Source organism: Lentzea terrae, from assembly GCF_003265345.1.
Classification (GTDB): Bacteria; Actinomycetota; Actinomycetes; order Mycobacteriales; family Pseudonocardiaceae; genus Lentzea; species Lentzea terrae.
Genome location: NZ_QFWW01000029.1, coordinates 471,889 through 496,050 on the forward strand (window position 1 = coordinate 471,889; position 24,162 = coordinate 496,050).

21 protein-coding genes are annotated in these 24,162 nt (G+C 69.7%); 13 read left to right on the forward strand and 8 right to left on the reverse strand.

Annotated elements, in window-relative coordinates; genetic code table 11:
• Positions 1-9: 9 nt before the first annotated feature.
• Positions 10-1,956 (reverse strand): helix-turn-helix transcriptional regulator, encoded by a 1,947-nt coding sequence (locus DI276_RS52630; protein ID WP_232837174.1) that lies wholly within the window; start codon positions 1,954-1,956, stop codon positions 10-12.
• Between the two features lie 186 nt (positions 1,957-2,142).
• Between DI276_RS52630 and DI276_RS36750 the strand changes: the two genes are divergently transcribed.
• Positions 2,143-2,526: an SsgA family sporulation/cell division regulator gene (locus DI276_RS36750; RefSeq protein WP_112272259.1), complete on the forward strand. Its 384-nt coding sequence runs from the start codon at positions 2,143-2,145 to the stop codon at positions 2,524-2,526.
• 1 nt (position 2,527) lies between these two features.
• Here DI276_RS36750 and DI276_RS36755 read toward each other — a convergent pair whose 3' ends face one another.
• The 3 genes from DI276_RS36755 to DI276_RS36765 are packed head-to-tail and all read right to left on the reverse strand — an operon-like array spanning position 2,528 to position 7,609.
• The gene (locus DI276_RS36755; protein WP_112272261.1) at positions 2,528-4,849 is read right to left on the reverse strand and encodes an ATP-binding protein; all 2,322 of its coding nucleotides are present in this window, start codon (positions 4,847-4,849) and stop codon (positions 2,528-2,530) included.
• Entirely contained in the window at positions 4,846-6,951 is a 2,106-nt protein-coding gene (locus DI276_RS36760; RefSeq protein ID WP_112272263.1) for a helix-turn-helix domain-containing protein, read from the reverse strand. The genes DI276_RS36755 and DI276_RS36760 overlap by 4 nt, the downstream gene beginning before the upstream one ends.
• 10 nt (positions 6,952-6,961) lie before the next feature.
• A complete protein-coding gene (locus DI276_RS36765) occupies positions 6,962-7,609 on the reverse strand; it encodes a GntR family transcriptional regulator (protein WP_112272266.1) in 648 nt (215 codons plus the stop codon).
• Between the two features lie 103 nt (positions 7,610-7,712).
• On the opposite strand from DI276_RS36765, the gene DI276_RS36770 reads away from it, so the two are divergent.
• The 9 genes from DI276_RS36770 to DI276_RS36810 all read left to right on the forward strand — a co-directional run bounded on the left by DI276_RS36770 (position 7,713) and on the right by DI276_RS36810 (position 16,724).
• Positions 7,713-8,666, forward strand: a complete 954-nt coding sequence (locus DI276_RS36770) for an asparaginase (protein WP_112272268.1) — start codon at positions 7,713-7,715, stop codon at positions 8,664-8,666.
• Between the two features lie 22 nt (positions 8,667-8,688).
• Positions 8,689-8,979, forward strand: coding sequence for a hypothetical protein (locus tag DI276_RS36775; RefSeq protein WP_112272270.1), 291 nt, complete (start codon positions 8,689-8,691; stop codon positions 8,977-8,979).
• 96 nt (positions 8,980-9,075) lie between these two features.
• A complete protein-coding gene (msrB, locus tag DI276_RS36780) occupies positions 9,076-9,498 on the forward strand; it encodes a peptide-methionine (R)-S-oxide reductase MsrB (protein ID WP_112272272.1) in 423 nt (140 codons plus the stop codon).
• 263 nt (positions 9,499-9,761) lie between these two features.
• Positions 9,762-10,652: a TIGR04222 domain-containing membrane protein gene (locus DI276_RS36785; RefSeq protein ID WP_157985166.1), complete on the forward strand. Its 891-nt coding sequence runs from the start codon at positions 9,762-9,764 to the stop codon at positions 10,650-10,652.
• Positions 10,653-10,743: 91 nt separating this feature from the next.
• Positions 10,744-11,517 carry a TIGR04222 domain-containing membrane protein gene (locus DI276_RS36790; protein ID WP_112272276.1) on the forward strand — a complete coding sequence of 258 codons (774 nt, stop codon included), beginning with the start codon at positions 10,744-10,746 and terminating at the stop codon, positions 11,515-11,517.
• On the forward strand, positions 11,486-12,298 hold the full coding sequence (locus DI276_RS36795) for a TIGR04222 domain-containing membrane protein (protein ID WP_157985167.1): 813 nt from the start codon (positions 11,486-11,488) through the stop codon (positions 12,296-12,298). Before DI276_RS36790 ends, DI276_RS36795 begins: the two co-directional genes overlap by 32 nt.
• The gene (locus tag DI276_RS36800) at positions 12,298-13,131 is read left to right on the forward strand and encodes a DUF692 domain-containing protein (protein WP_112272469.1); all 834 of its coding nucleotides are present in this window, start codon (positions 12,298-12,300) and stop codon (positions 13,129-13,131) included. Before DI276_RS36795 ends, DI276_RS36800 begins: the two co-directional genes overlap by 1 nt.
• The gene (locus DI276_RS36805) at positions 13,128-13,481 is read left to right on the forward strand and encodes a hypothetical protein (protein WP_112272278.1); all 354 of its coding nucleotides are present in this window, start codon (positions 13,128-13,130) and stop codon (positions 13,479-13,481) included. Before DI276_RS36800 ends, DI276_RS36805 begins: the two co-directional genes overlap by 4 nt.
• Before the next feature lie 165 nt (positions 13,482-13,646).
• Positions 13,647-16,724 (forward strand): S8 family serine peptidase, encoded by a 3,078-nt coding sequence (locus DI276_RS36810; protein ID WP_112272280.1) that lies wholly within the window; start codon positions 13,647-13,649, stop codon positions 16,722-16,724.
• A gap of 37 nt (positions 16,725-16,761) precedes the next feature.
• Here DI276_RS36810 and hemQ read toward each other — a convergent pair whose 3' ends face one another.
• Genes hemQ through hemE form a run of 3 tightly spaced genes read right to left on the reverse strand, consistent with a single transcriptional unit; the run spans position 16,762 to position 19,939 of the window.
• Positions 16,762-17,454 carry a hydrogen peroxide-dependent heme synthase gene (hemQ, locus tag DI276_RS36815; protein ID WP_112272282.1) on the reverse strand — a complete coding sequence of 231 codons (693 nt, stop codon included), beginning with the start codon at positions 17,452-17,454 and terminating at the stop codon, positions 16,762-16,764.
• A gap of 23 nt (positions 17,455-17,477) precedes the next feature.
• Complete coding sequence (gene hemG, locus DI276_RS36820; protein ID WP_112272284.1) at positions 17,478-18,905, reverse strand: protoporphyrinogen oxidase; 1,428 nt, start codon at positions 18,903-18,905, stop codon at positions 17,478-17,480.
• Positions 18,905-19,939, reverse strand: a complete 1,035-nt coding sequence (gene hemE, locus DI276_RS36825) for a uroporphyrinogen decarboxylase (protein WP_112272286.1) — start codon at positions 19,937-19,939, stop codon at positions 18,905-18,907. Before hemE ends, hemG begins: the two co-directional genes overlap by 1 nt.
• Before the next feature lie 72 nt (positions 19,940-20,011).
• Here hemE and DI276_RS36830 point away from each other — a divergent pair, with 72 nt between their 5' ends.
• Positions 20,012-20,557: a DUF3000 domain-containing protein gene (locus tag DI276_RS36830; protein WP_232837175.1), complete on the forward strand. Its 546-nt coding sequence runs from the start codon at positions 20,012-20,014 to the stop codon at positions 20,555-20,557.
• A gap of 159 nt (positions 20,558-20,716) precedes the next feature.
• Here the strand turns inward: DI276_RS36830 and DI276_RS36835 are convergent, their stop codons facing one another.
• On the reverse strand, positions 20,717-21,868 hold the full coding sequence (locus tag DI276_RS36835; RefSeq protein ID WP_112272290.1) for a dipeptidase: 1,152 nt from the start codon (positions 21,866-21,868) through the stop codon (positions 20,717-20,719).
• A 249-nt stretch (positions 21,869-22,117) separates the two neighbouring features.
• Between DI276_RS36835 and DI276_RS36840 the strand changes: the two genes are divergently transcribed.
• A complete protein-coding gene (locus tag DI276_RS36840; protein ID WP_015099292.1) occupies positions 22,118-22,834 on the forward strand; it encodes a response regulator in 717 nt (238 codons plus the stop codon).
• Positions 22,835-22,904: 70 nt separating this feature from the next.
• Positions 22,905-24,158 carry an HRDC domain-containing protein gene (locus DI276_RS36845; RefSeq protein WP_112272292.1) on the forward strand — a complete coding sequence of 418 codons (1,254 nt, stop codon included), beginning with the start codon at positions 22,905-22,907 and terminating at the stop codon, positions 24,156-24,158.
• Positions 24,159-24,162 lie beyond the last annotated feature (4 nt).

Sequence of the window (24,162 nt, forward strand, 5' to 3'; positions counted from 1 at the left end):
AATGGGGTCTCAACTGGGACCGAAGACCGAGGACAGCTGCACCCGCCTGCTGATCCCGGCCTTGCGGTAGACACGGGTCAGGTGCAGCTCCACCGCGCGTTGGGTGACGTTGAACCGCGTGGCGATCTCGCGGTTCGTCTCCCCTTCCAACGCCAGCTCCACGATGCGCGACTCGTGCGGCGTGAGCTTTCCCCACGCGCCACCGCGCACCAGTGCCGGACGCTCGGTCAATGCCGAACGCGCCAGATCCACCAGATCGGCCGCCCCGGCACGTTCGGCGTCGGCCAGCGCGGCCCGCGGCGCACCGAGCGCGAGGTGCAGGCGCGCCCGCTCGTGCAGCAACCAAATGCACACCCACGCCGGTGGCAAGTCACCCGTGTAACCGAGCCGCACCAACATCTCCCGCGCCTCACCGGACCGTCCGCTGTCCACACAGCACGCGACGAAAGCTGCCGCGCCCAACGCCACGCAGCCCCGAGCCGGCGACGCCTGAGCAAGATCGCGCATGAGCTGGAACACCTCGGCGTGGTGACCGCCCGACCGGTGCGCCCACATCTCCAGCGCCGTCAGCCAGTCGTTCTCCGCTCCGACGAGCCGGGCCCGCAGCCGCGGCAGGTGCTCCAGCACCGCGGCCGATCCGGTGCGCAGCAGGCCGAGCCCGGCGAAGACGAGCGCCGGCAACACCAGCGGCCCGCTCTCCGGCAGATCGCGCAGTGCCGCCTCCGGATCCGCCGGAACGACAGGGGAACTCGCCAGCACACCCAGGACGTCCTCGTCGCACTGCCAGTCCAGCGCCACCGCGGCGAGCCAGTCCAACGGCTCCCCGGTCGCGGAAAGCCGTTGCCGCGCAAGCTCATCGGCCCGCGGCGCAATCCCGCACCGCAGGTGGAGATCCGCCATCCCGATCGTCAGCTGTGCGGCGGTCGGCGAGTCCGCCGGTTCCCGCAGAGCCGCGCGCAGGCACCTCACCGCCTGCTCCGGCCGTCCAGCCGCCCGATGCAGTCGCGCCGCGCTGTGCAACAGTGGAGCAACCCACTGCGCCCCAAGGGGTTGGGCGCACGCCACGACGTGCTCGGCCACCGCGACCGGCGGTTCGCACCGCCGCTGCATGACGTCGGAAGCCCTGCGGTGCAGGCGGTCCCGGGCCTCGGGCTCCATCTCGTGCCGGATCGCGTGGCCCAGCGCAGGTGACTGGATCCGCATCGGATCGGCCACAGCCAGGCGTGCGTCGACCAGGCGCTCGAACGCGCCGAGCGTGCGGAACGAGTCCATCCCGGCGACCTCGCCCAGCAGATCCAGGGGTGCGTTCCCCAGCACGGCGAGCGCGCGGGCCACCGTGACCGCATCGGCGTCCAGCACCTGCCAGTGCCGCCGCACCGCCCGCAACAGGCGCGGCAACCGCAGCCAGGGCAGCTTTTCCCGCAACGAGAGGTCCGGCACGAGGTCCAGCACGTCGCTCACCACTCCCGGTGCGCCCCCGCTGTACTCGAGGCACAGCGCGGTCAGCTCGGGCGCGGCCTCGACGTCGAACCGGCGCCGGATCAGCTCGGCCACGGCGTCGGCGTCCACCGGCCGCAACGGCACCCGCACGGCGTCCGGCACGAGGCCTTCCACGGCACCGTCCGCGGCGAGCACCACGGGGCCGCGGAACCGGGCCAGCCGCTCGACATCCTCGGCGGAGAGCTGTTCGACGTCGTCCACGAGCAGCAACGTGTCGCCCTCGGACAACACCCGCAGCCCGCGCACCGGTCGCATCCCGCTGCGCACCGCGATCGATGACGCGACGGACAGCATCGCGCTCTTGCCCATGCCAGTCGCGCCGTGCACGACGCACGACCGTTCACCACCACTGAGCGCGTCTGTCAAGGCGGCGATCTCGCGCTCTCGTCCCACCAGCACACCACCGGCCTGGCGCACGACGGCCTCGACGAGACCGGGGCGGAGCGGGGCAACCATGCCTTCCAGCAAAACGTGCGCGACGGGCAAGAACCATGCAGAAGAACCGGCAGAAGTTCCGCAGGTCTGCCCGTTCGCACAGCCCGCGCGGACCGCATTGGTAAATGACAACGACCGACCTTGAACCAATTCACCGCCGGTTACGTGACACCTGCTGAACACCGGCGAACATCTCAGGGAGTCCCGATGCGGGTCGCGTCACGCACCGTCTTCGACTTCGTCCGCCCGGACGGCAACACCGCTCCGGTCGAGACCGAGCTGATCTACCAGGCGGACGACCCGTTCGCGGTGACGATGAACTTCCACGCGGGCGGCGGGGTCGCGGCCTGGATCATGGGCAGGGACCTGCTCGCCGAGGGCATGACGGCACCGACGGGCCTCGGCGACGTGCGGTTGCGTCCCGCCGGCGGCCGCGCTCTCATCCTGGAGCTGGTCTCCGACCGGCACGTCACCGTGTTCCGGCTGCCGGCCGGGACGCTGCGCAAGTTCCTCGACGCCACCTACCGGCTCGTGCCGCCCGGTGCCGAGCACTTCGACGCGGACGCCTTCCTCGCGACCGTTCTGCAGTGACCTACACAGCGAGGCTCAGCGCCTCTTTCAGCTTCTGCCGCAAAGCGGTCATACCGGGCGACGCGTAACCGTCCGACTCCGCGAGCGCACGAACTCGATGCCTGGTCGCCGCGTCGTGATCACCCATGCGGTCGCACACGTCCGCGAGAGAGATGAGCACGGACACCGTCACCTCCGGGTCCACCACCCACTCCGCGGCGACGGCGAGCAGGTCACGGGCCTCGGCGAGACGACCGGCGCTGCTCAACGCGAGGCCACGGGTGTGCTGCACGAGCGCGCGCACGCTCGGCACGGACTCGCCGATGAGCGCCTCCGCCTCGGCCACGACGCCGAGCGCCGCCTCGTGGTCACCGGCCGCCGTGAGGCTGTCCGCGAGCCGCAGCAGCAGTTGCGCGAGGTTCTCGTTACCGACACCTTTGCCGTGCACGGCGCGTTCCTCGGCGATGCACGCGCGATGCGTTTCGACGGCGTCGTCGAAACGTCCCATGCGTTGCAGCAGCACCCCGGCGTACGACAGCGCGATCACCACACCGAGCGGCAACCCGGCTTCGCGGAACAGCTCGGCGGCGAGCCTGGCGTGCCTGACGCCCTCGGCGTGGCTGCTGACGCGGGTCTCGATGGCCGCGCGGTAGTAGTGCGCCCAGGCCGTTTCGAGCACTGAACCGCACTCCTCCGCGACCCGCAGGGCTTCGTGATGCGCCTCCAACGCCAACGGGATGTTCGTGACCCTGGCGACGTGCACCCAAGTCGTGAAGTTGAGCTGCTGCGCCAGCTCCACCGGCCGGTCGAGCGCCCTGGCCGCCTCGACACCCGCCGAGTAGACCTCCAGCCACAGGTCGCCGGCACCGCGGTGGTCGGAGTACCAGTGCATCGACTGCGCCAGCGCCAGCACCTGCTCGGTCGAACCATCGGCGATGGCCTCCCGGAACGCGCCACGCCAGTTCGCCAGCTCGGCGGAGAGCCAGCGGTCCGCGCTCACCAGGTCTGACGCACCTTGCTCGTCGGGGTGGAACGACGACGCGGCGAGCGTTGCGGTCGTGAGCAGCCAATCGCGCGTGCGCAGGCGGTGTGTCTCGAGGTCGGGTTCCTCGCTGTGCAAGCGTTCGCGCGCGTAGTCACGGATCAGGTCGTGGCACGAGTACCGGCCAGGAACGTCCGGCCGCAGCAGCGATGCGTCGACGAGTTCCTCCAGCAACGTCTCCGCGTCGTCCGCCGGAATGTCCGCGGCGATCGCGGCCAGCGCAACGGACGTGTCCGGCCCGTGCACCAGCGCGAGCCTGCGGAAGATCGTCTGGGTTTCCGGGGCGAGCTGGCGGTAGGACAGCCCGAACGCGCTGCGGACCTGGACATCCCCGGTCGCGAGCACGTCGAGGCGTGCGCGTTCGTCGGAGAGCTGGTCGGCGAGGTGGCGCACCGACCACGCGGTGCGGCCGGTCAGCCGGTGACCCGCGATGGCGAGCGCCAGCGGAACTCCCCCGCACAGCGTCGCGACCAGGTCGGCGGACTCCTGGTCGGCCCTGATCCGGTCGGCGCCGGCGGCCGCGGCGAGCAGTTCGACGGCATCGTCGTAGCACAGCGGGCCGAGGTCGAAGCGGTACCGGCAGTCCAGGCCCGCCAGCACGTTGCGGCTGGTCACGAGCACGAGCGAACCGGGGCTCGCGGCGAGCAGCGGCCGGACCTGTGCCTCGTTCGCGGCGTTGTCGAGCACGAGCAGCACGGTCCGTTCCCGCAGCATCGACCGGTACAGGCGGAAACGGTCGTCCGCGTCCGACGGCATCCGCGCGTCCTGCACCCCGAACGCCCGCAGCACCCGTTCGGACGCCCGTTCCGGTATGAGCGGGGCGGGATCCTTGCCGCGCAGATCGAGGTAGAGGCAACCGTCGGTGAACGTGGTGGCGAACTGGTGGGCCGCGTCGACCGCGAGAGAGGTCTTGCCGACGCCGGGCGGTCCGTGCAGGACGACGACGTCCAGTGCCGACGACGCCGCCGCGCGCTTGATGCACTCGGCGAGGTCCTGCTGCTCCTGAGTGCGGCCGATCAAAGCCTTGGCGGGTGGCGGTGCGCAGTCGGTGCGTACTGGCCGGGAACCGGTGGTCTCGGACGACCGGGCGAGCGCGACGAACTCGGTCGCCTCCGTGCCTTCGAGGCCGAGCCCGGTCACCAGCAGGTCGACCGTCTGCGCCTGCGGGGTCTGCACGCGGCCGCGTTCGAGGTCGCTCAACGCACGCACGCTCAGGCCGGTGCGGGCGGCGAGATCTTCCTGGGTGAGGGCCGCCCGGCGCCGGTAGAACCTCAGGAACTCGCTGAAGGTGGTCGCCCTCATTCCCGCGAGTCTCGCAGATGATGTTGATACGCGCTGCTGTCGCCGAGCGCGCGCAACGTCTTGAGGTCCTCATCGGACTCCGCGATCCGGCCGGCCGAACGGTGAGCCTCGGCGCGATGCCAGAGTGCGCGCGCACGCCAGGACTTCATCTGTGCGCGTTCATAGACCTGTTCGGCCTCAGTCAGCGCTGAGACTGCCTCGTCCGGTCTGTCGGCGTCTGTCAGTGCGAGGCCGAGCCACCAGAGCGTGCGGCCGAGCGCTGACAGTTCGTAGGTGGTGCTTGCGAAGGCCCTCAGCTCGTTCGCGACATCTGTGTGTACGGCGACGGCGGCTTGCGGACGGTTCATCCGTTGCCACAGCACGCCGAGCACAGACCGCGCGTAGAGCACGTCCACCGGCTCACGCATCCACTCGATCGCCTTGAGACACACGCGTTCCGCCTCGTCGAGGTCGCCGAGCCCGCTGTGCGAGGCCGCCGCGACGAGCCACACCCACCCGATGTGCCCCAGCTCGCCCGACTCCTCAGCGCGCTGGGCCGCGCGGGTCAGCACCTCCAGCGCGTCCGCCGGCCGGCCGACCACGTCGAACAGCACCCAGCCGAGCTGGCTGAGCACCACGATCTCCTGCCACGGTTCGCGCGTGCACGCCAGGGCGGCGCGGTAGATGCGTTCCCAGACCGGGCTCGGTTCGATGGCGGCGTAGTGCGAGAGTGCGATCACCGCGCGCGCCACCTCGTCGTGCAGGCCTTGGCACTGCGCCTGTTCGACGATCTCCGGCATCAGGTCGCGGTGGTCGTCCAGCCAGCGCCGCGCCGTTGCGATGTCCATGTGACCCTGGGCTTGCACGCGTCGTGCGTCGCCCGTCTGTCCGAAGAGGACTCCTGCGGTGACGGTGGTTTCCAGCAGCCAGGCCAACATTCTCCGGCTGGCGTCGTCATCGGCGTCGGTCAGGTCCTTGGCGAAGGTGCGGACGAGACCGTGGATCGAGTAACCGTGGTCGTCGGGGTCGAGCAGGCTGACGTCGGTGAGCTCCTCCAGCGCCTCTTCCGCTGCCGCGACGCTGATGCCCGCGAGCTCGGCGGCGAGCTCCGCGGTGACGTGGGTGCCGATCAGCAGCCCCAGCCTGCGGAACACGAGCCGCGCGTGGTCCGGCAGGTGGGCCAGCGACACCTCGAACGGCCCGCGCACCTCCAGGTCCCCCGCGGTGAGCGCGGCGAGGTGCCGTTCCTCGATCTGCTCGACGAGGTGCCCGAGTGGCCAGCGCGGGCGGCTGGCGAGCCGGTTGCCCGCGATCCGCAACGCGAGTGGCGACCTCCCGCACAGCTCGACCAGTTCGCGCGCGGCCTGCTGGTCGGCTGCGACGCGGTCCGGCCCGATGATCGACGCGAGCAGCTCCGCGGCCGCCTCTGCGGTGAGGCCGCCGAGCCGGATCCAGGTGGCGCCGGTGAGCCCGGCCAGCCTGCGCCGGGACGTCACGATCGTGAGGCAGCCGGGAACGTTGGCCCCTAGCGCGCGAACCTCCTCCTCGCTGCTCGCACCGTCCAGCACGAGCAGAAGGCGCCTACCCGCGAGCAACGACCGGTAGAGCCTGGTCTGGCCGGCCACGTCGTCCGGCAGGTGCTCCGCGTGGACACCGAGGTCCTTGAGCAACCGCCGCAGCGGCGGCTTGGACCCCTCCAGCTCGATGAGCAGCTGACCGTCCGGAAAACACTCCTCGAGCAGATGGGCGGCCCTCACGGCGAGGCTCGTCTTGCCCGTTCCCGCAGCGCCGTGGACCACGACGAGCCCGCTGCGCTTCTCGGCGATCGTGAAGAGCTCGGGGTCGCGACCGACGAGGTCCGCCACGTACATCGGCAACGACCAGACGGGCCCCGGCAGCGCCACCCGGCCGGTCCTGGCGAGCCTGCGCAGCTCCTCGCGCTCCCGCTCGCCCAGTTCGAGGGCGTTGAGGAGGGCTTCGGTCGTGCGCCGCTGCGGTGACCGGGCCCGGCCACGTTCCATGTCGCTGATCGCGCGGACGCTGACGCCGGACCGCTCGCTGAGCTCTTCCTGACTGAGCCCGGCGTTCTTGCGGTGGTGGAGGAGCCGGTCGCCGAACGTCATACGTCCGAAATTAGCGGTTCAGGCTGGTCATCATCTGCGCACACACCCGAGAGAGGTGACGCCGCATCACCGTGGACGCGCGCGCCGCGTCACCGTCGGCCACCGCCATGACGAGCTCGTCGTGGTCGTCCATCGACGCGTGGGTGTGCGACGGGTCGTCCTCAAGCGCACTACGGAGGAGCACCACCCGTTGCTGCACGAGCCGCACCTGCTCGGCGATGTGCGGGCTGCGAGCCGCGTCCAGCATCGTCCGGTGGAAGGCGAGGTCCAGCCGGTACGGGAACGGCTGCCCTGCCCGGTAGTTGCGCCGGCTCTCCGCGCACACCTCCTGCAACCGCACCAGGTCGAGGTCGGTCCGGCGTGACGCCGCCAGTTCGGCCGCCGCGCATTCGAGGGCGGTGCGCAGCTCGAACAGGGCCTTGACCTCGTCGGGGGCGGCGTCGGGCACGAACGCGCCCCGGTGCGGCACCAGCGTCAGCAGCCCCTCGGAGGCCAGGTGCCGGATCGCCTCGCGCAACGGTCCGCGGCTGATGCCGAGCTTCTGCGCCACCTCGACCTCGTTGACCCGCGAGCCTGGAGGGATTTCCCCAGTGAGCACCTGCTCGCGCAAGACGTCCACGGCCTGCCCGGCCAGACTGAGGTGCAGCGGAGGTGTCACGTTCGTCTCCTGCTCTGGACGGCACCGTCCATCTCCTGGTTACATTAGTCGCGTTGTCAACTGTCGACAGTTGGCAGTTTCCCGGAGTCGCAGGAGGGGTGGCATGGGACACGAGGTTGTGGCTGAGGTCTGGCGCGGCGACTTCCTGGAGTCGGTGCACCACGGCACCGTCGTCGCCACCGACGCTTCCGGCACCCCCACCCTGGAGATCGGCCGCCCCGGCGACGTCGCGTTCCCGCGCTCGTCGAACAAGCCGCTGCAGGCCCTCGCGATGCTCCGCAGCGGTCTCGACCTCGACGGCGAGCTGCTCGCGCTGGCCTGCGCGTCGCACTCGGGCGAGGACTTCCACGTCGAGGGCGCCCTGCGGATCCTGGCGGCCGCCGGTCTCGGCGAGGACGCCCTGCGGTGCACCCCCGACCTGCCGCTCGGTGAGGAGGCCCGCGCCCAGCACCTCGCCCGCGGCCTCGAAGCCGCGCCGAAGTACATGAACTGCTCGGGCAAGCACGCCGCCATGCTCGCCACCTGCGTCGCCAACGGCTGGTCCACCGGCGACTACCTCGACCCGACCCACCCGCTGCAGGTCGCCACGCGCGAGACGATCGAGGACGTGGCCGGCGAGCCCGTCGCCCAGGTCGGCGTCGACGGCTGTGGCGCCCCGATCTTCGCCATCAGCCTCACGGGCCTGGCGCGCGCGTTCGGCCGACTCGCCTCAGCACCGGAAGGCACGCTGGAGCACCGCGTCGCCGCCGCCATGAACGCCTACCCGCAGTGGGTCGGCGGTACGGGCCGTGACGTCACCGTGCTGATGGACGCCCTGCCCGGCGTCATCGCCAAGGACGGCGCCGAGGGTGTCTACGCGGTTGGTTTGCCGAGTGGCGAAGGTGTGGCTTTGAAGATCGCGGACGGCTCGTCGCGTGCCCGCGCGGTCGTCATGGTGGCCGTGCTCAAGAGGCTCGGGGTGGACGTGCGCAAGGTCGAGGACCTCGCCACGGTTCCCGTGCTGGGACACGGACGAACCGTTGGTGCTGTTAAGCCTTCGCTTGCGCTGGCGAGTTGAGTCCAGGCACTAAGCTGGCGTTATGGGCGATTCGAAGGACGAGCGCGAGAAGTTCCAGGAGGAACTGATCGGTCTCGACCCGCAAGACCCCGAGACCCAGGCGTTCGCCGAGCACCTGGACCGGATGAAGCGGGAGCGCCCCGGCTACACGGTCGAGGGCTACCTCGAGGGCGTCCAGGACTTCGCCGACTCCGCGAACCGCACGACCGGGCACCAGCGACTGGTGGCCGTCATCGTGGTCGGGCTGATCCTGCTCGGCGTCATCCTCACGATCTGGTTCGCGCTGAGCGACATCCTCACCATCATCTTCTGATCCAAACGAGAACGACTTCTTAACGGGGCCTTACGGCAGCACCGGGGTGGGCCGTCGCCGGGAAGCCCTGCCGCGGTGCCCGCGTTATAAAGGGACATGGAACCTGTTGTCGGCGCCACCCCCAAAGTCGTGCGTTCCGAAGAGGAATGGCGCGCCCAGCTGAACCCCGCCGAGTACGCGGTGCTGCGCCAGGCAGGCACCGAGCGTCCCTGGACCGGCGAGTACACCGAGACCAAGACCGAGGGCATCTACGAGTGCCGTGCGTGTGGAGCCGAGCTGTTCCGCAGCGACACCAAGTTCGACTCGCACTGCGGCTGGCCGTCGTTCTTCTCACCGCTGGCCGGAGACTCGGTCATCCTGCGCGAGGACCGCACCCTCGGCATGACCCGCGTCGAGGTGCTCTGCGCCACATGTCACAGCCACCTCGGACATGTTTTCGAAGGTGAGGGGTACCCCACTCCGACGGACCAGCGGTACTGCATCAACTCCATCTCCTTGAAACTCGTTCCGTCCGAATAGGAGACTGAGCCGAGTCCGGCCACGAACGGCGGGACAGACCTGGGAGGCGCAATGATCTTCTTCGGTACCGATGGCGAAGGCTCCAGCGGAGTCGACGGCGGCTCCTCGAGCTGAGTTGGCTCCAAAGGGTGAGCCATAGCCACAAATAAGTGACAGAAGACGGACAACCCTAAGGCTTCGTCAACAAGCATTGCGGGCATGTGGCCCGGACCACACCATGGACGCCACCGAAGCACTTTCGGGGCAGTCAGGGGGTGGGTCGCATGCAGAGGCCTTGGGGATTGTCCGGACCGGAGTTCCTTCAGCTGTACTGGATCGGACTGGCACTGGCCGTGCTGGTCGCGATCATCGTCCGGGTTCGCGTGCGGGCCGGCCACAGCAGCCAGCCCGTGCGCTCCCTGGACATGGACGAGCTCGCATATCTTGCGGGCGGTCCGAGGCGCGTGGTCGAAACGGCCCTCGCGCGGCTGCTCACCGCGGGTGAGCTGCGCACTTCACGACGTGGCACCGTGCAGGCCACGGCAGCGACGAGTTCTCTCAACCCGGTGGACCGCGCCGTCATCACCGACAGCCAGCGCTACACCAACCGCACCGTCAACCTGCTGATCCCCGCCGTCGCCAAGGACGACGCCGTCACCGCGATCGGCAGGCGTCTCGAGGAGATGGGCCTCGTCGTCCACCCGGACGTCGCGAAAGCCGCGCTGCGCAAGGGATCCACGGCGTTGTGGGTGCTGCTCGCGATCGGGGTCGCCCGCCTGGTCAACGGCCTCGCGATCGGCACGGCCGTCGGCTGGCTGGCGTTGCAGATCCTGCTCACCGGTGCGCTCATCTTCCTTCTCACGCGGCGCAGCAAGCACGTGCGCACCAGCAAGGGGAACAGCGTGCTCGCCGCGGCGCGCACCGCCAACAGCAGCCGGATGGCCACGTCCGACGACGCCCTGTACGCGGGTGCGGCGGGCCTGGTTCTCTTCGGCGGCTTGGCCGTCTACCCGGATCTGGAGGTGCGCAGCTCGTTGATCGCCTCCTCCGGGTCGCCGACCGGCTACACCGGTTACGGCGGCGACGGCGGCAGCTCGAGCTCGTCGTGTTCGAGCGGAAGCAGCTGCGGTGGAGGCGGCGGCTGCGGTGGTGGCTGCGGCGGGGGCGGCGGCTGACCGGAGTTGTTCGGACTGATTCAGGTAACGCCAGGAACCCGGGGGTAGATCTCACGTCGAAGATGCGTTGGCACCAGTGAGGGGAGAGCTGATGGCCAAGTCTTCGGCACCGCACCAAGCAAGCGCGGAGGAGATCGGGTTCCTGGCAGGGGGACCGGGCAGGGCGGCGGAGGCCGCACTGGCCCGGCTGATGGACGGCGGTCACGTGCGGATGTCCAGGGAGGGACTCGTGACCGCCGTCCATCAGAACGGATACGGGGCCACGACGGCGCTGGAGGCGTTCATCCTCGCCGGGCTCACCGGCGCGGGCCGCCCGTTCGGTCACGTGATCGGGCCGGCGGCGCACAGCCAGGAGATGGGTTCGCTGCAGCGCGGTCTCGTCGACCGGGCGCTGGTGCGCAGGCAGTGGGGCCGCAGCCCGAACCGCGGCTTCCGGACGCTGCTGTTCGTGCTCGCCCTCGCCAGTGCCGTCGCGGCCGTGATCTGGGACCGGAACCTGTTCGCTCTGTCGGCGGTGCTCCTGTTCTTCGCGTTCCTCATGCGGGGCAAGAAGATGCTCACACCGCTCGGCAGGGGCGTCCTGGGGCACGCACAGCGGAACCCGCGCGGCAAGGTGGACACCGTGGCGCTGCACGGGTTCCCGAACGCTCCCCGCCCCATCCAGATCCGTCAGGCCAAGTCGAGGTCCACTTCGCACCGCAGCAGCAGCAGCAGCAGCAGTTGCGGCGGTGTGTACGACCACCAGAGCTGCTCCAGCAGCAGTTGTTCCAGCAGCAGCTGCAACAGTTCCAGCAGCTGCAGCAGTTCAAGCAGTAGCAGTTGCAGCAGTTCGAGTGGCAGCAGCTGCAGCAGCTCCAGCAGTTAAGGGGGAACTGATGGTCACACCGTTGACCGCACAGGGGACGCAGCTCTCCGCGGAACAGGTCGGCTACCTGAGCGCCGGGCCTGGCCGTGCCGCCGAGACCGCACTGGCCAGGCTGATCGACGGTGGCCTCGTGCGGGTGTCGCGCGACGGGCTCGTCACCGCGGTGCACCAGAACAACCACGGCGCGACCACGGGGGTAGAGGCGCGGATCCTGAGCTACGCGCGCACGCCGGTCCGGTTCGACACGATCGTGCAGTCGACCGCGCACAGCACCGAGATGACGCAGCTGCACCAACACCTGCTCGACCAGGGGCTCATGCAACATCCCCGCCGCCGCAACCCGGCGTGGGGGTTCTCGCTGCTGCTCGCGGCTGTCCTGCTCCTGCTCGGCTTCGTGACGCCGGTGCTGTTCCTCGGTGTGCCGATCGCGGTGGGGTTCGGCCTCTGGCAGCGCGGCCGGAAAGCCGTCACCAGGGCGGGCAAGGAGGCCCTGCTGCACGTGGCCGCGACCGACCGCGTGCACAACGTGGCGGTGTACGGCTTCTGCGGCAAGGTCAACCGCCGCCCGGTCGCCGAGGACTTCGGGCTCTCGCAGAGCATCGTGAAGATGCTGCCGCTCAACCAGCGCCGCAAGCGCCGGTCCTCTTCGGACGGTGGCGGCTGCGGGGTGAGCGGTGGCTGTGGTAGCAGTAGTTGTTCTTCGAGCAGCAGCTGTTCGTCGAGCAGTGGCAGCAGCTGCGGCGGTGGTGGCGGAAGCTGCGGTGGCGGAGGAGGCAGCTGATGGCGGGAATCGCGGACCTGGGCGTCGGCATCGGCTGGCGCTCGGAGATCGACCTGACCGTGGAACGGCTGCCCGGCGTCGACTTCGTCGAGGTCGTCGCGGAGAACCTCCACATCGGACACCTGCCGGAGTCGGTGACACTGCTGCTGGAGCGCGGAATCCCGGTGCTCCCCCACGCCGTGTCGCTGTCGCTGGGCGGCGCGGACCCGGTCGACCTGAACCGCGTCGAGCACCTCGGCAAGGTCGCCGAGGCCGTCGGCGCGCCGATGGTGAGCGATCACGTGTGCTTCGTCCGCGCCGGCGGGCTCGACTCCGGGCACCTGATGCCGGTGCCGCGCACCAAGGACGCGCTCGACGTGCTGGTCGCGAACGTCAAGCTGGCGCAGGAGAACCTGCCGGTGCCGCTGGCGCTGGAGAACGTCGCCGCACTGCTCGAGTGGCCGGACGGCGAGCTGTCCGAGGGCCAGTTCCTCGCCGAGCTCGTCGAACGCACGGGCTGCTGGCTGCTCGTCGACGTCGCGAACCTGTACGCCAACGCCCGCAACATCGGCACGGACCCCGAGCGGTTCCTGGACGAGATCCCGTTGGAACGACTGGCTTACGTGCACGTGGCCGGTGGCGAGCACCACGGCGACGTCTACCACGACACGCACGCCCACGCGGTGCTGCCGGAGGTGCTCGGCGTCCTCGACGAGCTGTGCTCGCGCGTCAGGCCACCCGGCGTTCTGCTGGAGCGCGACGACAACTACCCGTCGGACACCGAAATCGCGAGCGAACTCGCTGCTATCCGCGCCGTGGTGGACAAGCATGGACCAGCACAGTGGCTGAATTGAATGATCCTTCGGCCGCACGCGAAAGGCTTGCGGCCGCCCAGGCCGAGCTGCTAAATGCATTGCTCGCGAACGGACCCGCCCCGGCGGGATTCGACGAACAACGGCTGAACGTCGAGCGCCGCGCGTTGCTGTCGAAACGCCGCGGCATCGTGCGGATGCTGGGCCCGGCCGTCGCCGACGAGCTGGGCGACCGGTTCCGGCCGCTCTTCGACGCGTACGCCGTCGAACACCCACGTCGCGCGGGCTCGCGCGCACGTGAGGACGCTGCGGCGTTCGCGGAATGGTGCCGTGCCGCGGGTGAACTGTCAGCGAATCGCAAGGCGCGCTGGAAGTTCTGGCAGTCGAACTGACGGGCGAACCCGGCAGACCGGGAAATCCCCCGTTCAGCCCTGTGTGGCCCCTCCTGCCATCGATACGTTCGAAAGGGTCGGGGGACCTTTTTCACTTTGCCGTAGAAGGCCTTCCGGCCTGCGCGGACCACAGCGCGCAGAAATTCGAACCATGAGGGGATTCGAATGCGCGGAAAAACGAAAGTGCTGGGCGCCGCCATCGCGGCGCTCGCACTGACCGCGGGCACGGCCACCGCAGCACCGGCCGCACCGCAGACCGGCGGCACGCCGAACCAGGCGGTGGACGAGGTCACGCTCGTCACCGGCGACAAGGTCCTGCTGGGCCACGGACAGCAGGTCGTCGCGATTCAGCCCGGCGAAGGACGCCGGAACGTGACGTTCAGCAAACACCGCGGTGCCGACGGGCACACGCTGGTCGTTCCCGAGGACGCGTTCGGGCCCCTGGCGGCGGGCCGGCTCGACCGCAGACTCTTCGACGTCACCACGTTGCTGGAGTTCGGCTACCGGGACCGGATGCCGTTGATCGTGGACGGTCACGCGAGACTCGCGGCGCGGTCCTCGAACGACTGGGCCGCACTCAAGGCCGAAGCGGACTCCGGTGACAAGATCTGGCTCGACGGCATCCGCAAGCCGAGCCTCGACCGCAGCGTCAAGCAGATCGGCGCACCGGCCGCCCACGAGCGCGGCATCACCGGCAAGGGCGTGAAGGTCGCGATCGTCGACACCGGAGTGGACGAGAACCACCCGGACCTCAAGGGTCAGCAGCTCGCGGAGAAGAACTTCACCAGCGACCCCGACAACACCGACAAGGTCGGCCACGGCACGCACGTCGGTGCGACCGTCGCGAGCCACGACTCGAAGTACGGCGGTGTCGCACCAGGCGCGCAGCTGCTCGACGCCAAGGTCTGCATCGAGTTCGGCTGCCAGGAGTCCTGGATCCTCGACGGCATGCGCTGGGCCGCCGAGCAGGGCGCCCAGGTCGTCAACATGAGCCTCGGCGGCAGTGACACGCCGGAGATCGACCCGCTGGAGCAGGCGGTCAACGACCTGACGGCCCAGTACGGCACGTTGTTCGTGATCGCGGCGGGCAACTCGGGTTCGCCGGGCACGGTCAGCTCGCCCAGCACGGCAGAGGCCGCGCTGTCGGTCGGTGCCGTGAACCGCGACGACACGCTCGCCTTCTTCTCCAGCAAGGGTCCGCGCGTCGGCGACAGCGGCCTCAAGCCCGAGGTGACCGCACCGGGCGTCGACATCGTCGCGGCGGCCGCCGGCACGAACGGCGAGCACATCGCGGCGAGCGGCACGTCCATGGCGACGCCGCACGTGGCGGGTGCCGCGGCGCTGCTCAAGTCGCAGCACCCGGAGTGGACGCCGGCGCAGCTCAAGTCGGCGCTCGCCACCACGGCCAAGCCGGCGCCGGGCGTCAGCGCGTTCGACCAGGGCGCCGGTCGCATCGACGTGACCAAGGCGATCGACCAGGTGCTGACCGCCGATGTCGTCGCGCTGAACCTCGGCCGGCACGAGTGGCCGCACGGTGACGACAAGCCCGAGACCAAGGCGGTCACCTACAGCAACCCGACCGACGCGGCGATCACGCTCGACCTGAAGCTGACCAGCGACGCCCCGCAGGGCATGTTCTCGCTGAGCGCCTCGAAGGTCACGGTTCCCGCCAAGGGCACCGCGTCCGTCAAGGTCACCGCCGACACCCGCGTCGGCACGCAGGACGCCACGTACACGGGCGAGGTCATCGCCACGTCCGGCACGCACACCGTCCGCACGCTCGTCGGCGTCGACCGCGAGGTGGAGAGCTACGACCTCACGCTCGACCTGACCGGCCGCGACGGGCAGAACCCGACGAACGCGCTGACGTTCGTCAGCGGCCTGGACACCAGGACGACCAAGCTGGTCTCCGGCGGCGACCAGAAGATCCGCCTGCCCAAGGGCACCTACGTGCTCAGCTCGTCGATCAGCTCGCCGGAGAGCTACGACATGCTGTTGCAGCCGACGGTGAAGCTGACCGGCGACGCGACCGTCAAGCAGGACGCCCGCCTGGCGCAGCCGCTCAACGTGAAGGTGCCGGAACCCACCGGCGACTTCGTGGTCGGCGAACTCTCCTGGAAGCGTGCCTATGGCGACGCGATCGTGCAGGCCGGGCTGATCTCGTTCGGCGGCTTCGACGGCATCGGCGCGGCACAGGTCGGCGGGCCGCTCTCGCCGAAGGAACTGGCGTCGCTCACCACGTTGCACGCGAACTCCGCGGCCGACGCGAACGTCTACTACCGGCTGTCCTACCCGGTCGGCGGCAGCCTGCCGAACGGCCTGACGCGCGCGCCGAGCAAGAAGGACCTGGCGCGCGTCGAGGCCACCATCGGTGGTGCCAAGCCGGACAGCACCGTGCTCAAGGGTGAGTTCCCGTCGTCGGTGCACGGTCTGAGCGGCGGTTCCGCGCTCTACCCCGTGCCGGCGGGCAGCAAGGCGGTCGACTACGTGACGACCGAGGACCTGCGCTGGCAGTCGGTCGTGCTCATCACGCACGCGAACGGCAGCCAGGAACAGGCCATCTCCGGGTACCGCACGTACGAGGCGGGCAAGACCTACCAGGAGCGGGACAACTGGCCGGTGTTCTCGCCGGCGCTGCCCGAGTCGCCTTACCCGTACGCCCAGCGCAACGGCGCGCAGCTGTCCATCCGCGTCCCGATGCTGAGCGACGCGAGCAACGGCGAAGGTGGCTCCACTGTGGACAGTTTCCGGGCGGCCCTGTACCGCAACGGTGTGCTGCTCGGTGAAGGCACCAGCGGCAACTTCCAGAACGTGCCGCTGCCGGAGGGCGACTTCCGCGTCGAGGCCGACCTCGACCGGAGCTCGCAGTTCGAGTTCAGCAGCAAGGTGTCCGCGGCGTGGACGTTCAAGTCCAAGGGCACGCCGGGCGTGGTCGACACCATTCCGCTCTCGGTCGTGCGGTTCGCGCCGAAGCTCGACGACAACGGCGCGGTGCCCGCAGGCACGTTGCAGCGCGTCGGTCTGGTCACGCAGTCCCAGGGCGACACGGGCAAGGTGCGCGTCACCGGCGTTCAGTACTCGCACGACGACGGCAAGACGTGGCGCAACGCGGGCGTGGCCGGCAACAGCGCGTTGATCTACCACCCGAAGGACGCCAAGTGGACTTCGCTGAAGACCACGGCGAAGGACGCCAAGGGCAACACCGTGGAGATCACGGTGATCAAGGCCTACAAGGTGAGCTGACGGAGAGGGCCGCCCGTTGTGCGGGCGGCCCTTCTCGTCACGGCAGGTTCGTGACCAGCTCGGCGGCCGGGATGCGCGTGCCCGTGTAGAACGGGATCTCTTCGCGCACGTGCAGTCGCGCCTCGGTGCCGCGCAGGTGCCGCATCAGGTCGACGATGCGGTGCAGCTCGTCCGCCTCGAACGCGAGCATCCACTCGTAGTCGCCCAGCGCGAACGACGCGACGGTGTTCGCGCGCACGTCCGGGTAGTCGCGGGCTTCCTTGCCGTGGTCGGCGAGCATCTTGCGACGCTCCTCCTCCGGCAGCAGGTACCACTCGTAGGACCGCACGAACGGATAGACGCAGACGTACTTGCGCGGCTCCTCGTTGGCGAGGAACGCGGGGATGTGGCTGCGGTTGAACTCCGCGGGCCGGTGCAGGGCGACCTGCGACCAGACCGGCGTCGAGACCTTGCCGAGCGGGGTGCGGCGGAAGCCCGTGTAGGCGGCCTGCACCTGCTCGATCTCCTCGGCGTGCCACCAGATCATGAAGTCCGCGTCGGCACGCAGACCCGCGAGGTCGTACACGCCGCGGACGACGACGCCCTTGCCCTCCAACGCGTCCAGGTAGTTCTGGGTCTCCGCGGCGGCGGCGCTGCGGTCCTCCGGGAGCTTGCCCGGTTCGACCCGGAACACCGACCACATCGTGTAGCGGATGGTGTCGTTGAGCTCGTTGTAGTTCAGGCGTGCCATACGTCCATCTTGGCACGGCTGGTTCAGCGGCGAACGCGGCCCAGCAGGTGGGCTGCGACACGGGCGGCGGCCGCGTCGGCGGTGGCGATGCAGGCAGGGACGCCGACGCCGTGCAGCGTGGCGCCGGCCACCGAGAGGCCGGGGACGTCGGCGATGCCGCGCTCGATCGTGTCCACCAGGTCGACGTGCCCGACGCCGTACTGCGGCAGGCCTCCGCCCCAGCGCTGCACCACGTAGTCGATCGGCTCGGCCTTGATGCCCGTCAGTTCGTACAGGTCGTTGCGCACGGCCTTCACCAGGTCGGCGTCGCTGCGTTGCAGGAGCGCCGTCTCGCCGTGGCGCCCGACGGAACCGCGCAGGATGACGGGTTCGCCGTAGTGGGCCCACTTGCGGCTGGAGAACGTGAAAGCTTTGGCGGTGAACGGGGTGATGCGGTCGCTGTACCGCTCCCCCTCCGCGATCAGGACGCCGGAGCGGTCCGGCAGCTCGGTGCCCGGCGGCAGCGCCAGTGCGACGACGGCCATCGAGGCGACCTCGACCTTGCCGTACGCGGCGGACACCTGCGGCGCGATCTCGGACAGCAGCTTGCGCGCCGACGGTGCCGGGACCGCGAGCACGACGCCGTCGCACTCCAGGTACTCGGGCGTCGCGGCCGAGCCGATCTCGAGCCGCCAGCCGTCGCCCTGCCAGGACAGCACGCGCACCGGCAGGCCCAGGCGGACGACCGGCCGCGCGACCTCGGCGAGCCGGTCGACGAGCGACTGGACGCCGTTGGAGAGGCTGGCGAACACCGGTGGCCGCGCGGCTCGTGGCTGCGGTGGCGCGGGCATCATCGTCGCGGCGGCCGCGAGCAGTGAGCCGACGCCCTTGTCGAGCAGCGTGGCGATCTGCGGCATCGTGGCGCGCAGGCCGAGCTCGTCCGCGCGGCCCGCGTAGACGCCGCCCAGCAACGGGCTGACCAGGCGGTCCGCCACCTCGGGGCCGAACCTGTCCTTCATCAGCGTGCCGACCGCGACGTCGTGGCCGTTGAGCTTGATCGGCGGCAGCGTCGGTTCCATCTCGACCCGCAGCGCGCCCTCGGACGACAACATGTGCCGCACGGCCTCGACGCTCGCCGGGACGCCCATGAACGTGTGCGCCGGCAGCTGATGCGTGCGCCCCGCGGCATGAACGCTCGCTTTTGCCGCCGTCGGATGCACGACGTGGTCCTGCAGCCCGACCTCGTTGATCAGCTCCTGCGCCTCGGGCTTGCGGTGCAGGAACGCCTCGGCGCCGACGTCGAACCGCACACCGGCGAGCTCGGTCGTCCGCAGCTTGCCGCCGAGCCGATCGGACTGCTCGATCACGGTGATCCTGGCCTGCGGACCGAGCAGCATGCGCAACCGGTGCGCGGCGGCCAGGCCGGAGATGCCTCCCCCGACGACGGCGACGTGCGGCGCTCTTGCGTGCATTACAAGCTGTGGATCAGTTCGACGGTCCGGGTGATGATCTCCGGATCGGTGTCGGGCAGCACGCCGTGGCCCAGGTTGAAGATGTGGCCCGCGGCTGCCTTGCCCTCGGCGTGGATGCGGCGCACCTCGCGTTCGACGGCCTCGAAGCCCGCGAAGAACAGCGCCGGGTCGAGGTTGCCCTGCACGACCGGCTTGGGCAGCTCCGGGGCCGCGTTCTGGAGGCGCTGCACAGCTACATCCAGGGGGATCCGCCAGTCGACGCCGACGACGTCCGCCCCGGCCTCGCGCATGGCGGGCAGCAGCTCACCCGTGCCGACGCCGAAGTGGATGCGCGGCACGGTGGAGATGGTCTCCAGGACGCGCTTCGAGTGCGGCAGCACGAACTCGCGGTAGTCGCGCTCGGACAGCGCGCCCGCCCACGAGTCGAACAGCTGGACCGCCTGCACCCCGGCGTCGAGCTGCGCGTGCAGGAACGCCGCCGTGACGTCGGCGATCTTCGTGAGCAGCGCGTGCCACAGCTCGGGGTTGCCGTGCATGAGCGCCTTGGTGCGCTCGTGGTTCTTGCTCGGCCCGCCCTCGACCAGGTAGCTCGCCAGCGTGAACGGCGCTCCGGCGAACCCGATCAGCGCGACTTCCTGGGGAAGCTCCTTGAGCAGCAACCCGATGGCGTCCGCGACCGGCTGCACCTGTTCGGCGTGCAGGCCGGGCAGCTGCTCGACGTCCTGCATCGTCCGGACCGGGTTCGCGACCACGGGACCGGTGCCCGCGACGATGTCCAGGTCGACACCGGCGGCCTTGAGCGGCACCACGATGTCGGAGAAGAGGATCGCGCCGTCGACACCGTGCCGCCGGATCGGCTGCATGGTGATCTCGCAGACCATCTCCGGATCCATGCACGCGTCGAGCATCGCGGTGCCTTGCCGAAGCGCCCGGTACTCGGGCAACGACCGTCCCGCCTGCCGCATGAACCAGACAGGGGTGTGCGACGGGGTGCCGCCACGCGCGGCCACAAGAAGGGGTGCCATGGAAGTCATCTCCCTTTCATGGTCCCACGTCTCGGCGTGCCGCCATCACCCGGCCGGATTGCGAGGCATACAGTCAGTTGTGTGACCGAGCCGGAAATCTTCCGCCGGGCGGTGGGGACGCTCAAGTCGGTTCGCACCAGGCCCGAGATAGAACTCACCGAGGTTCGCCCACCGCAGCGGCTCGCGCCGTGGGCGTACGCGCTGACGGCTGAGGTCACCGGCCCGTCCGACGAACTGTCCACCGGCCGCCTCGTGCTGTTGCACGACCCGGACGGCGACGAGGCGTGGGGCGGCGTCCTGCGAGTGGTCGCCTACGTCCGCGTCGAGCTGGACCACGAACTGGCTTCCGACCCGTTGCTGCCGGAAGTCGGCTGGTCCTGGCTGACCGAGGCTTTGGAGCAGTCCGGCGCCCGCTTCACGGCCCTGGGCGGCACCGTGACCCAGACGTCGTCCGCGCGCTTCGGCGACATCGCCGGCCCGGCCCGCACCGACGACCTGGAACTGCGCGCCTCCTGGACGGCCCTCGACGGCGAGCTCGCCGAACACGGCACCGCCTTCTACGAACTGATGGCGACCGCCGTGGGCCTCCCACCGGTCGGCGTCACCCTCTTCGGCCAGCGCTCCTAGCCCACCGATATATCAGCCCGCCCAGGCCACGGCCGCCGCCTGCCCGCGCCCTTGCAATGACTCGTTTGCGGACGAAGTCCAAAGACTCATTGCTAAGGCGCAGGTCAGCGTCGGCCAGAGCTCGTGGCTGGAACTGATATATCGGTGGTCGGCGCCAGATCAGCTGTCGGCGTCGCGCAGGACGCGGAGGATGTTGGCGCCGGCGAGCTTCGCGCAGTCGTCCTCGGACCAGCCCTTGTCGAGCAGCGCGCCGATCAGGTTCGGGTACGTCGAGACGTCCTCGAGCCCGTCCGGCAGGTCCTTCACGCCGTCGTAGTCGCCGCCGAGACCGATGTGGTCGATGCCGACGACCTCGCGGGCGTGCTCGACGTGCGCGACGACGTCGTCGAGCGTGGCGCCCGGCGCGGGGTGGTCGACCATCCACTTCTCGCCGAAGACCTTCCGCGCCGCCAGGTCGGCGTGGTTCTCGCCGGCGGCGGTCATGGCGTCACGAAGGGCTGCGTCCCATTCAGCGAACCGGGGCGCGACGAAGCTCGGGACGAATGTGATCATGGCCACACCGCCGTTGGTCTTGAGCTTGACCAGGACGTCGTCAGGGATGTTGCGCGGATGGTCCGCAACCTGGCGGCACGACGAGTGGCTGAAGATGACCGGCTTGACACTCGTGTCGAGTGCGGCGTGCATCGTGCTCGGCGCGACGTGGCTCAGGTCGACGAGCATGCCGATCCGGTTCATCTCGCGGACGACGTCGCGGCCGAACTCCGTCAGACCGCCGTGTTCTGGCTGGTCAGTGGCCGAGTCGGCCCACGGCGTGTTGTCGTTGTGGGTGAGCGTCATGTAGCGGACACCCAGTCGGCGCAGTGCGCGCAGAACTCCGAGTGAAGAGTTGATGGAATGTCCGCCCTCGGCGCCGAGGAGGGACGCGACACGCCCGGAGGAGAAGACTTTTTCGGCCTCTGCGGCGGTGGTGGCGATGCCCAGGTGATCGGAGTACCGCTCGGCCAGCTCGTAGACCAGTTCGACCTGCTCCAGCACGGCGGTGACGGCTCCGTCGCCCGCGAGTCGGCAGGGAATCCAGACGGACCAGAACTGCATGCCGAGGCCGCCCTCGCGCATTTTCACGATGTCGGTGTGCAAGCTGGGATGACGTTCCGTGAGATCGATCTTCGCGGCGGTCGTGTAGACGTCCTCGTCCGTTCCGTCGCCGAACTCGCGAAGAGCCCACGGCAGGTCGTTGTGGCCGTCAACGAGGGGCACACGCTGCAACAACGCTCGCGCTCGCTCGTGACCGGTACTGCTCGGCACAACCATCTCCTAGATGTCGTTCTGAGTGGGGCGCGTGTTACTCCCCCTATCTAGTTGTCATCCGATCGTGTGACACATGAGGCCATCTGTCACAACTCAATAGGGATAGATACCCGATTGATCGTCCCGTAGACCCGCATGGGCGGCTACGCTGCCCCAGACGACACCACTTTCGGTCGATCAGTGGCGCGGCTGATTGGACGAAAGTCTCCGGTGCCGGTCGGGGGGCACGACCGACTCCAGGGAGGTAGTGACGTGGCTGCCGTCGGCTTAGGTCAGGCCGTTCGTACCACGCCAGCCGGCTCGTTGCCGGCGAACATGGTCCCGCACCCGCGGGAGGAGCTTTTTTCAGTGCTGGTGGTCGACGACCACCCACTGCTGAGGGAGGCGATATCAGCTCGGCTCACCCAAATGGGGGCCGGGACAGTTCATGAGGCCGCATCGGTGGCAGAGGCTCGGGCGCGGGCACTTGCAACCGGACCGTGCGACCTCGCGATCCTCGATCTGGGCTTGCCGGATGGCACCGGCATCGACCTGGTCACGGAGCTCCGTGCCCAGGGCTGGCCCCGCATCGTGGTCCTCGCATCCTCCGACGACCCCTACGCGGTCAGGTCGGCCTTCCAGGCGGGCGCCCAGGCGTACCTCCTGAAGTCCGCCTCTCCGATGGTGGTCACCGACGGGGTGCGCCGGGTTCTCGATGGCGGCGTTTACGCAGATCCGAGCGTGGCACCAGTACTCGCAGCGGGTACTCGGGTGCCGGGCACCGACAACACGCCGCGGGAACTCTCCGCGCGTGAGGTCGAGGTGCTCCAGCTGGTCGCCGATGGCCAGAGCAACAAGGAAATCGGCGAGGCGCTGAGCCTGTCCGCGTTGACGGTGAAGTCTCACCTGTCGCGGATCGGCCGGAAGCTGGGCACCGGGGATCGCGCTCAGATGGTCGCGCTGGCCATGCGTGCCGGCGTGATCCGTTAGATACCGGTTTGAAGCACTGAACCGGCCGAGAACACCTGTGAGTGGTGCGATCGTCGTAGGGTCATCCGCTGTGGATGTACCCGCCGACGAGCCAACCGCACCAACCGGACCAGATCCGGTACCGCTGACGGAACCTGCTGATGGGGTCCCGCCCGTGGTCGCCGATCCTGCTGCGCTCCGGCGAGCCGCTGACGCGCTCGCCGGGGCGAAGGGCCCGGTCGCGGTGGACACCGAGCGAGCCTCGGGCTACCGCTACTCACAGCGTGCCTATCTGGTGCAACTGCGCCGGGAGGGCGCCGGCACTTGGTTGGTCGACCCGATCGCTCTAGGCGGACGGCTCGACCCACTGGTGCAGGCGCTGGACGGCACTGAGTGGGTGTTGCACGCGGCGTCTCAGGACCTGCCGTGCCTCGCCGAACTCGGGCTGCGACCCGGCGCGCTGTTCGACACCGAGCTGGCGGGCAGGCTGGCTGGGTTCGAACGCGTGGCATTGGGCACGCTGGTCGAGCGACTGCTCGGCTATCGGCTGGAGAAGGGGCACGGCGCGGCCGACTGGTCGCGCCGCCCCCTTCCTGCCGACTGGCTGACGTATGCCGCTTTGGACGTGGAGCTGCTCGTTCAGCTGCGCGACGTTCTCGAAACCGAGCTGGAGCGCCAGGGCAAACTCGCCTGGGCGCTCGAGGAGTTCGAGGCGGTACGGACGGCGCCATTGCCGCGCCCCCGTACCGACCCCTGGCGGCGCACGTCGGGTATCCACCGCGTGCGCAACCAGCGTCAACTGGCCCTCGTCCGCGCTCTCTGGGAAGCCCGCGACGCAGTGGCCCGCGAACGCGACATCGCCCCCGGCCGAGTCCTCCCCGACTCCGCCCTGATGGAGGCAGCCGCCCGCAACCCGGCGTCCGAACCCGAACTGCTGGCACTCCCGGTCTTCCGCGGCCGAGCCCAGCGCCGCATGTCCGGCGTCTGGATGAACGCTCTCCGCAAGGCCGCCGCCCTGCCCAAGTCAGAGCTCCCGGAACCCGCGGGCCAGCACGACGGCCCACCCCCGCCCAACCGCTGGGCGGACAAGGACCCGGACGCCGCAGCCCGCCTGGCCGCGGCCCGCACGGCACTGGCCGGCATCGCCGAGGCCAACACCCTCCCGGTGGAGAACCTCCTGCTGCCCGACCTCGTGCGCCGCACCTGCTGGCAACCGCCGGCCGATCTCTCCCCCGAGTCCGTGGCCACCGTGCTGCGCGAGGGTGGAGCCCGGTCATGGCAGCTGGAGCTGACCCTCGAAGCCCTGTCCAAGGCGCTGACAGCAACAGCACCCAGTCCTGAGTGATATC

What these genes read in the sequence shown, in the direction of transcription:
- DI276_RS52630 (WP_232837174.1), bottom strand. Translation starts at nt 1,956, where the DNA reads ATGGTTGCCCCGCTCCGCCCCGGTCTCGTCGAGGCCGTCGTGCGCCAG.
- DI276_RS36750 (WP_112272259.1), top strand. Translation starts at nt 2,143, where the DNA reads ATGCGGGTCGCGTCACGCACCGTCTTCGACTTCGTCCGCCCGGACGGC.
- DI276_RS36755 (WP_112272261.1), bottom strand. Translation starts at nt 4,849, where the DNA reads ATGAGGGCGACCACCTTCAGCGAGTTCCTGAGGTTCTACCGGCGCCGG.
- DI276_RS36760 (WP_112272263.1), bottom strand. Translation starts at nt 6,951, where the DNA reads ATGACGTTCGGCGACCGGCTCCTCCACCACCGCAAGAACGCCGGGCTC.
- DI276_RS36770 (WP_112272268.1), top strand. Translation starts at nt 7,713, where the DNA reads ATGGGACACGAGGTTGTGGCTGAGGTCTGGCGCGGCGACTTCCTGGAG.
- DI276_RS36775 (WP_112272270.1), top strand. Translation starts at nt 8,689, where the DNA reads ATGGGCGATTCGAAGGACGAGCGCGAGAAGTTCCAGGAGGAACTGATC.
- msrB (WP_112272272.1), top strand. Translation starts at nt 9,076, where the DNA reads ATGGAACCTGTTGTCGGCGCCACCCCCAAAGTCGTGCGTTCCGAAGAG.
- DI276_RS36785 (WP_157985166.1), top strand. Translation starts at nt 9,762, where the DNA reads ATGCAGAGGCCTTGGGGATTGTCCGGACCGGAGTTCCTTCAGCTGTAC.
- DI276_RS36790 (WP_112272276.1), top strand. Translation starts at nt 10,744, where the DNA reads ATGGCCAAGTCTTCGGCACCGCACCAAGCAAGCGCGGAGGAGATCGGG.
- DI276_RS36800 (WP_112272469.1), top strand. Translation starts at nt 12,298, where the DNA reads ATGGCGGGAATCGCGGACCTGGGCGTCGGCATCGGCTGGCGCTCGGAG.
- DI276_RS36810 (WP_112272280.1), top strand. Translation starts at nt 13,647, where the DNA reads ATGCGCGGAAAAACGAAAGTGCTGGGCGCCGCCATCGCGGCGCTCGCA.
- hemQ (WP_112272282.1), bottom strand. Translation starts at nt 17,454, where the DNA reads ATGGCACGCCTGAACTACAACGAGCTCAACGACACCATCCGCTACACG.
- hemG (WP_112272284.1), bottom strand. Translation starts at nt 18,905, where the DNA reads ATGCACGCAAGAGCGCCGCACGTCGCCGTCGTCGGGGGAGGCATCTCC.
- hemE (WP_112272286.1), bottom strand. Translation starts at nt 19,939, where the DNA reads ATGACTTCCATGGCACCCCTTCTTGTGGCCGCGCGTGGCGGCACCCCG.
- DI276_RS36835 (WP_112272290.1), bottom strand. Translation starts at nt 21,868, where the DNA reads ATGGTTGTGCCGAGCAGTACCGGTCACGAGCGAGCGCGAGCGTTGTTG.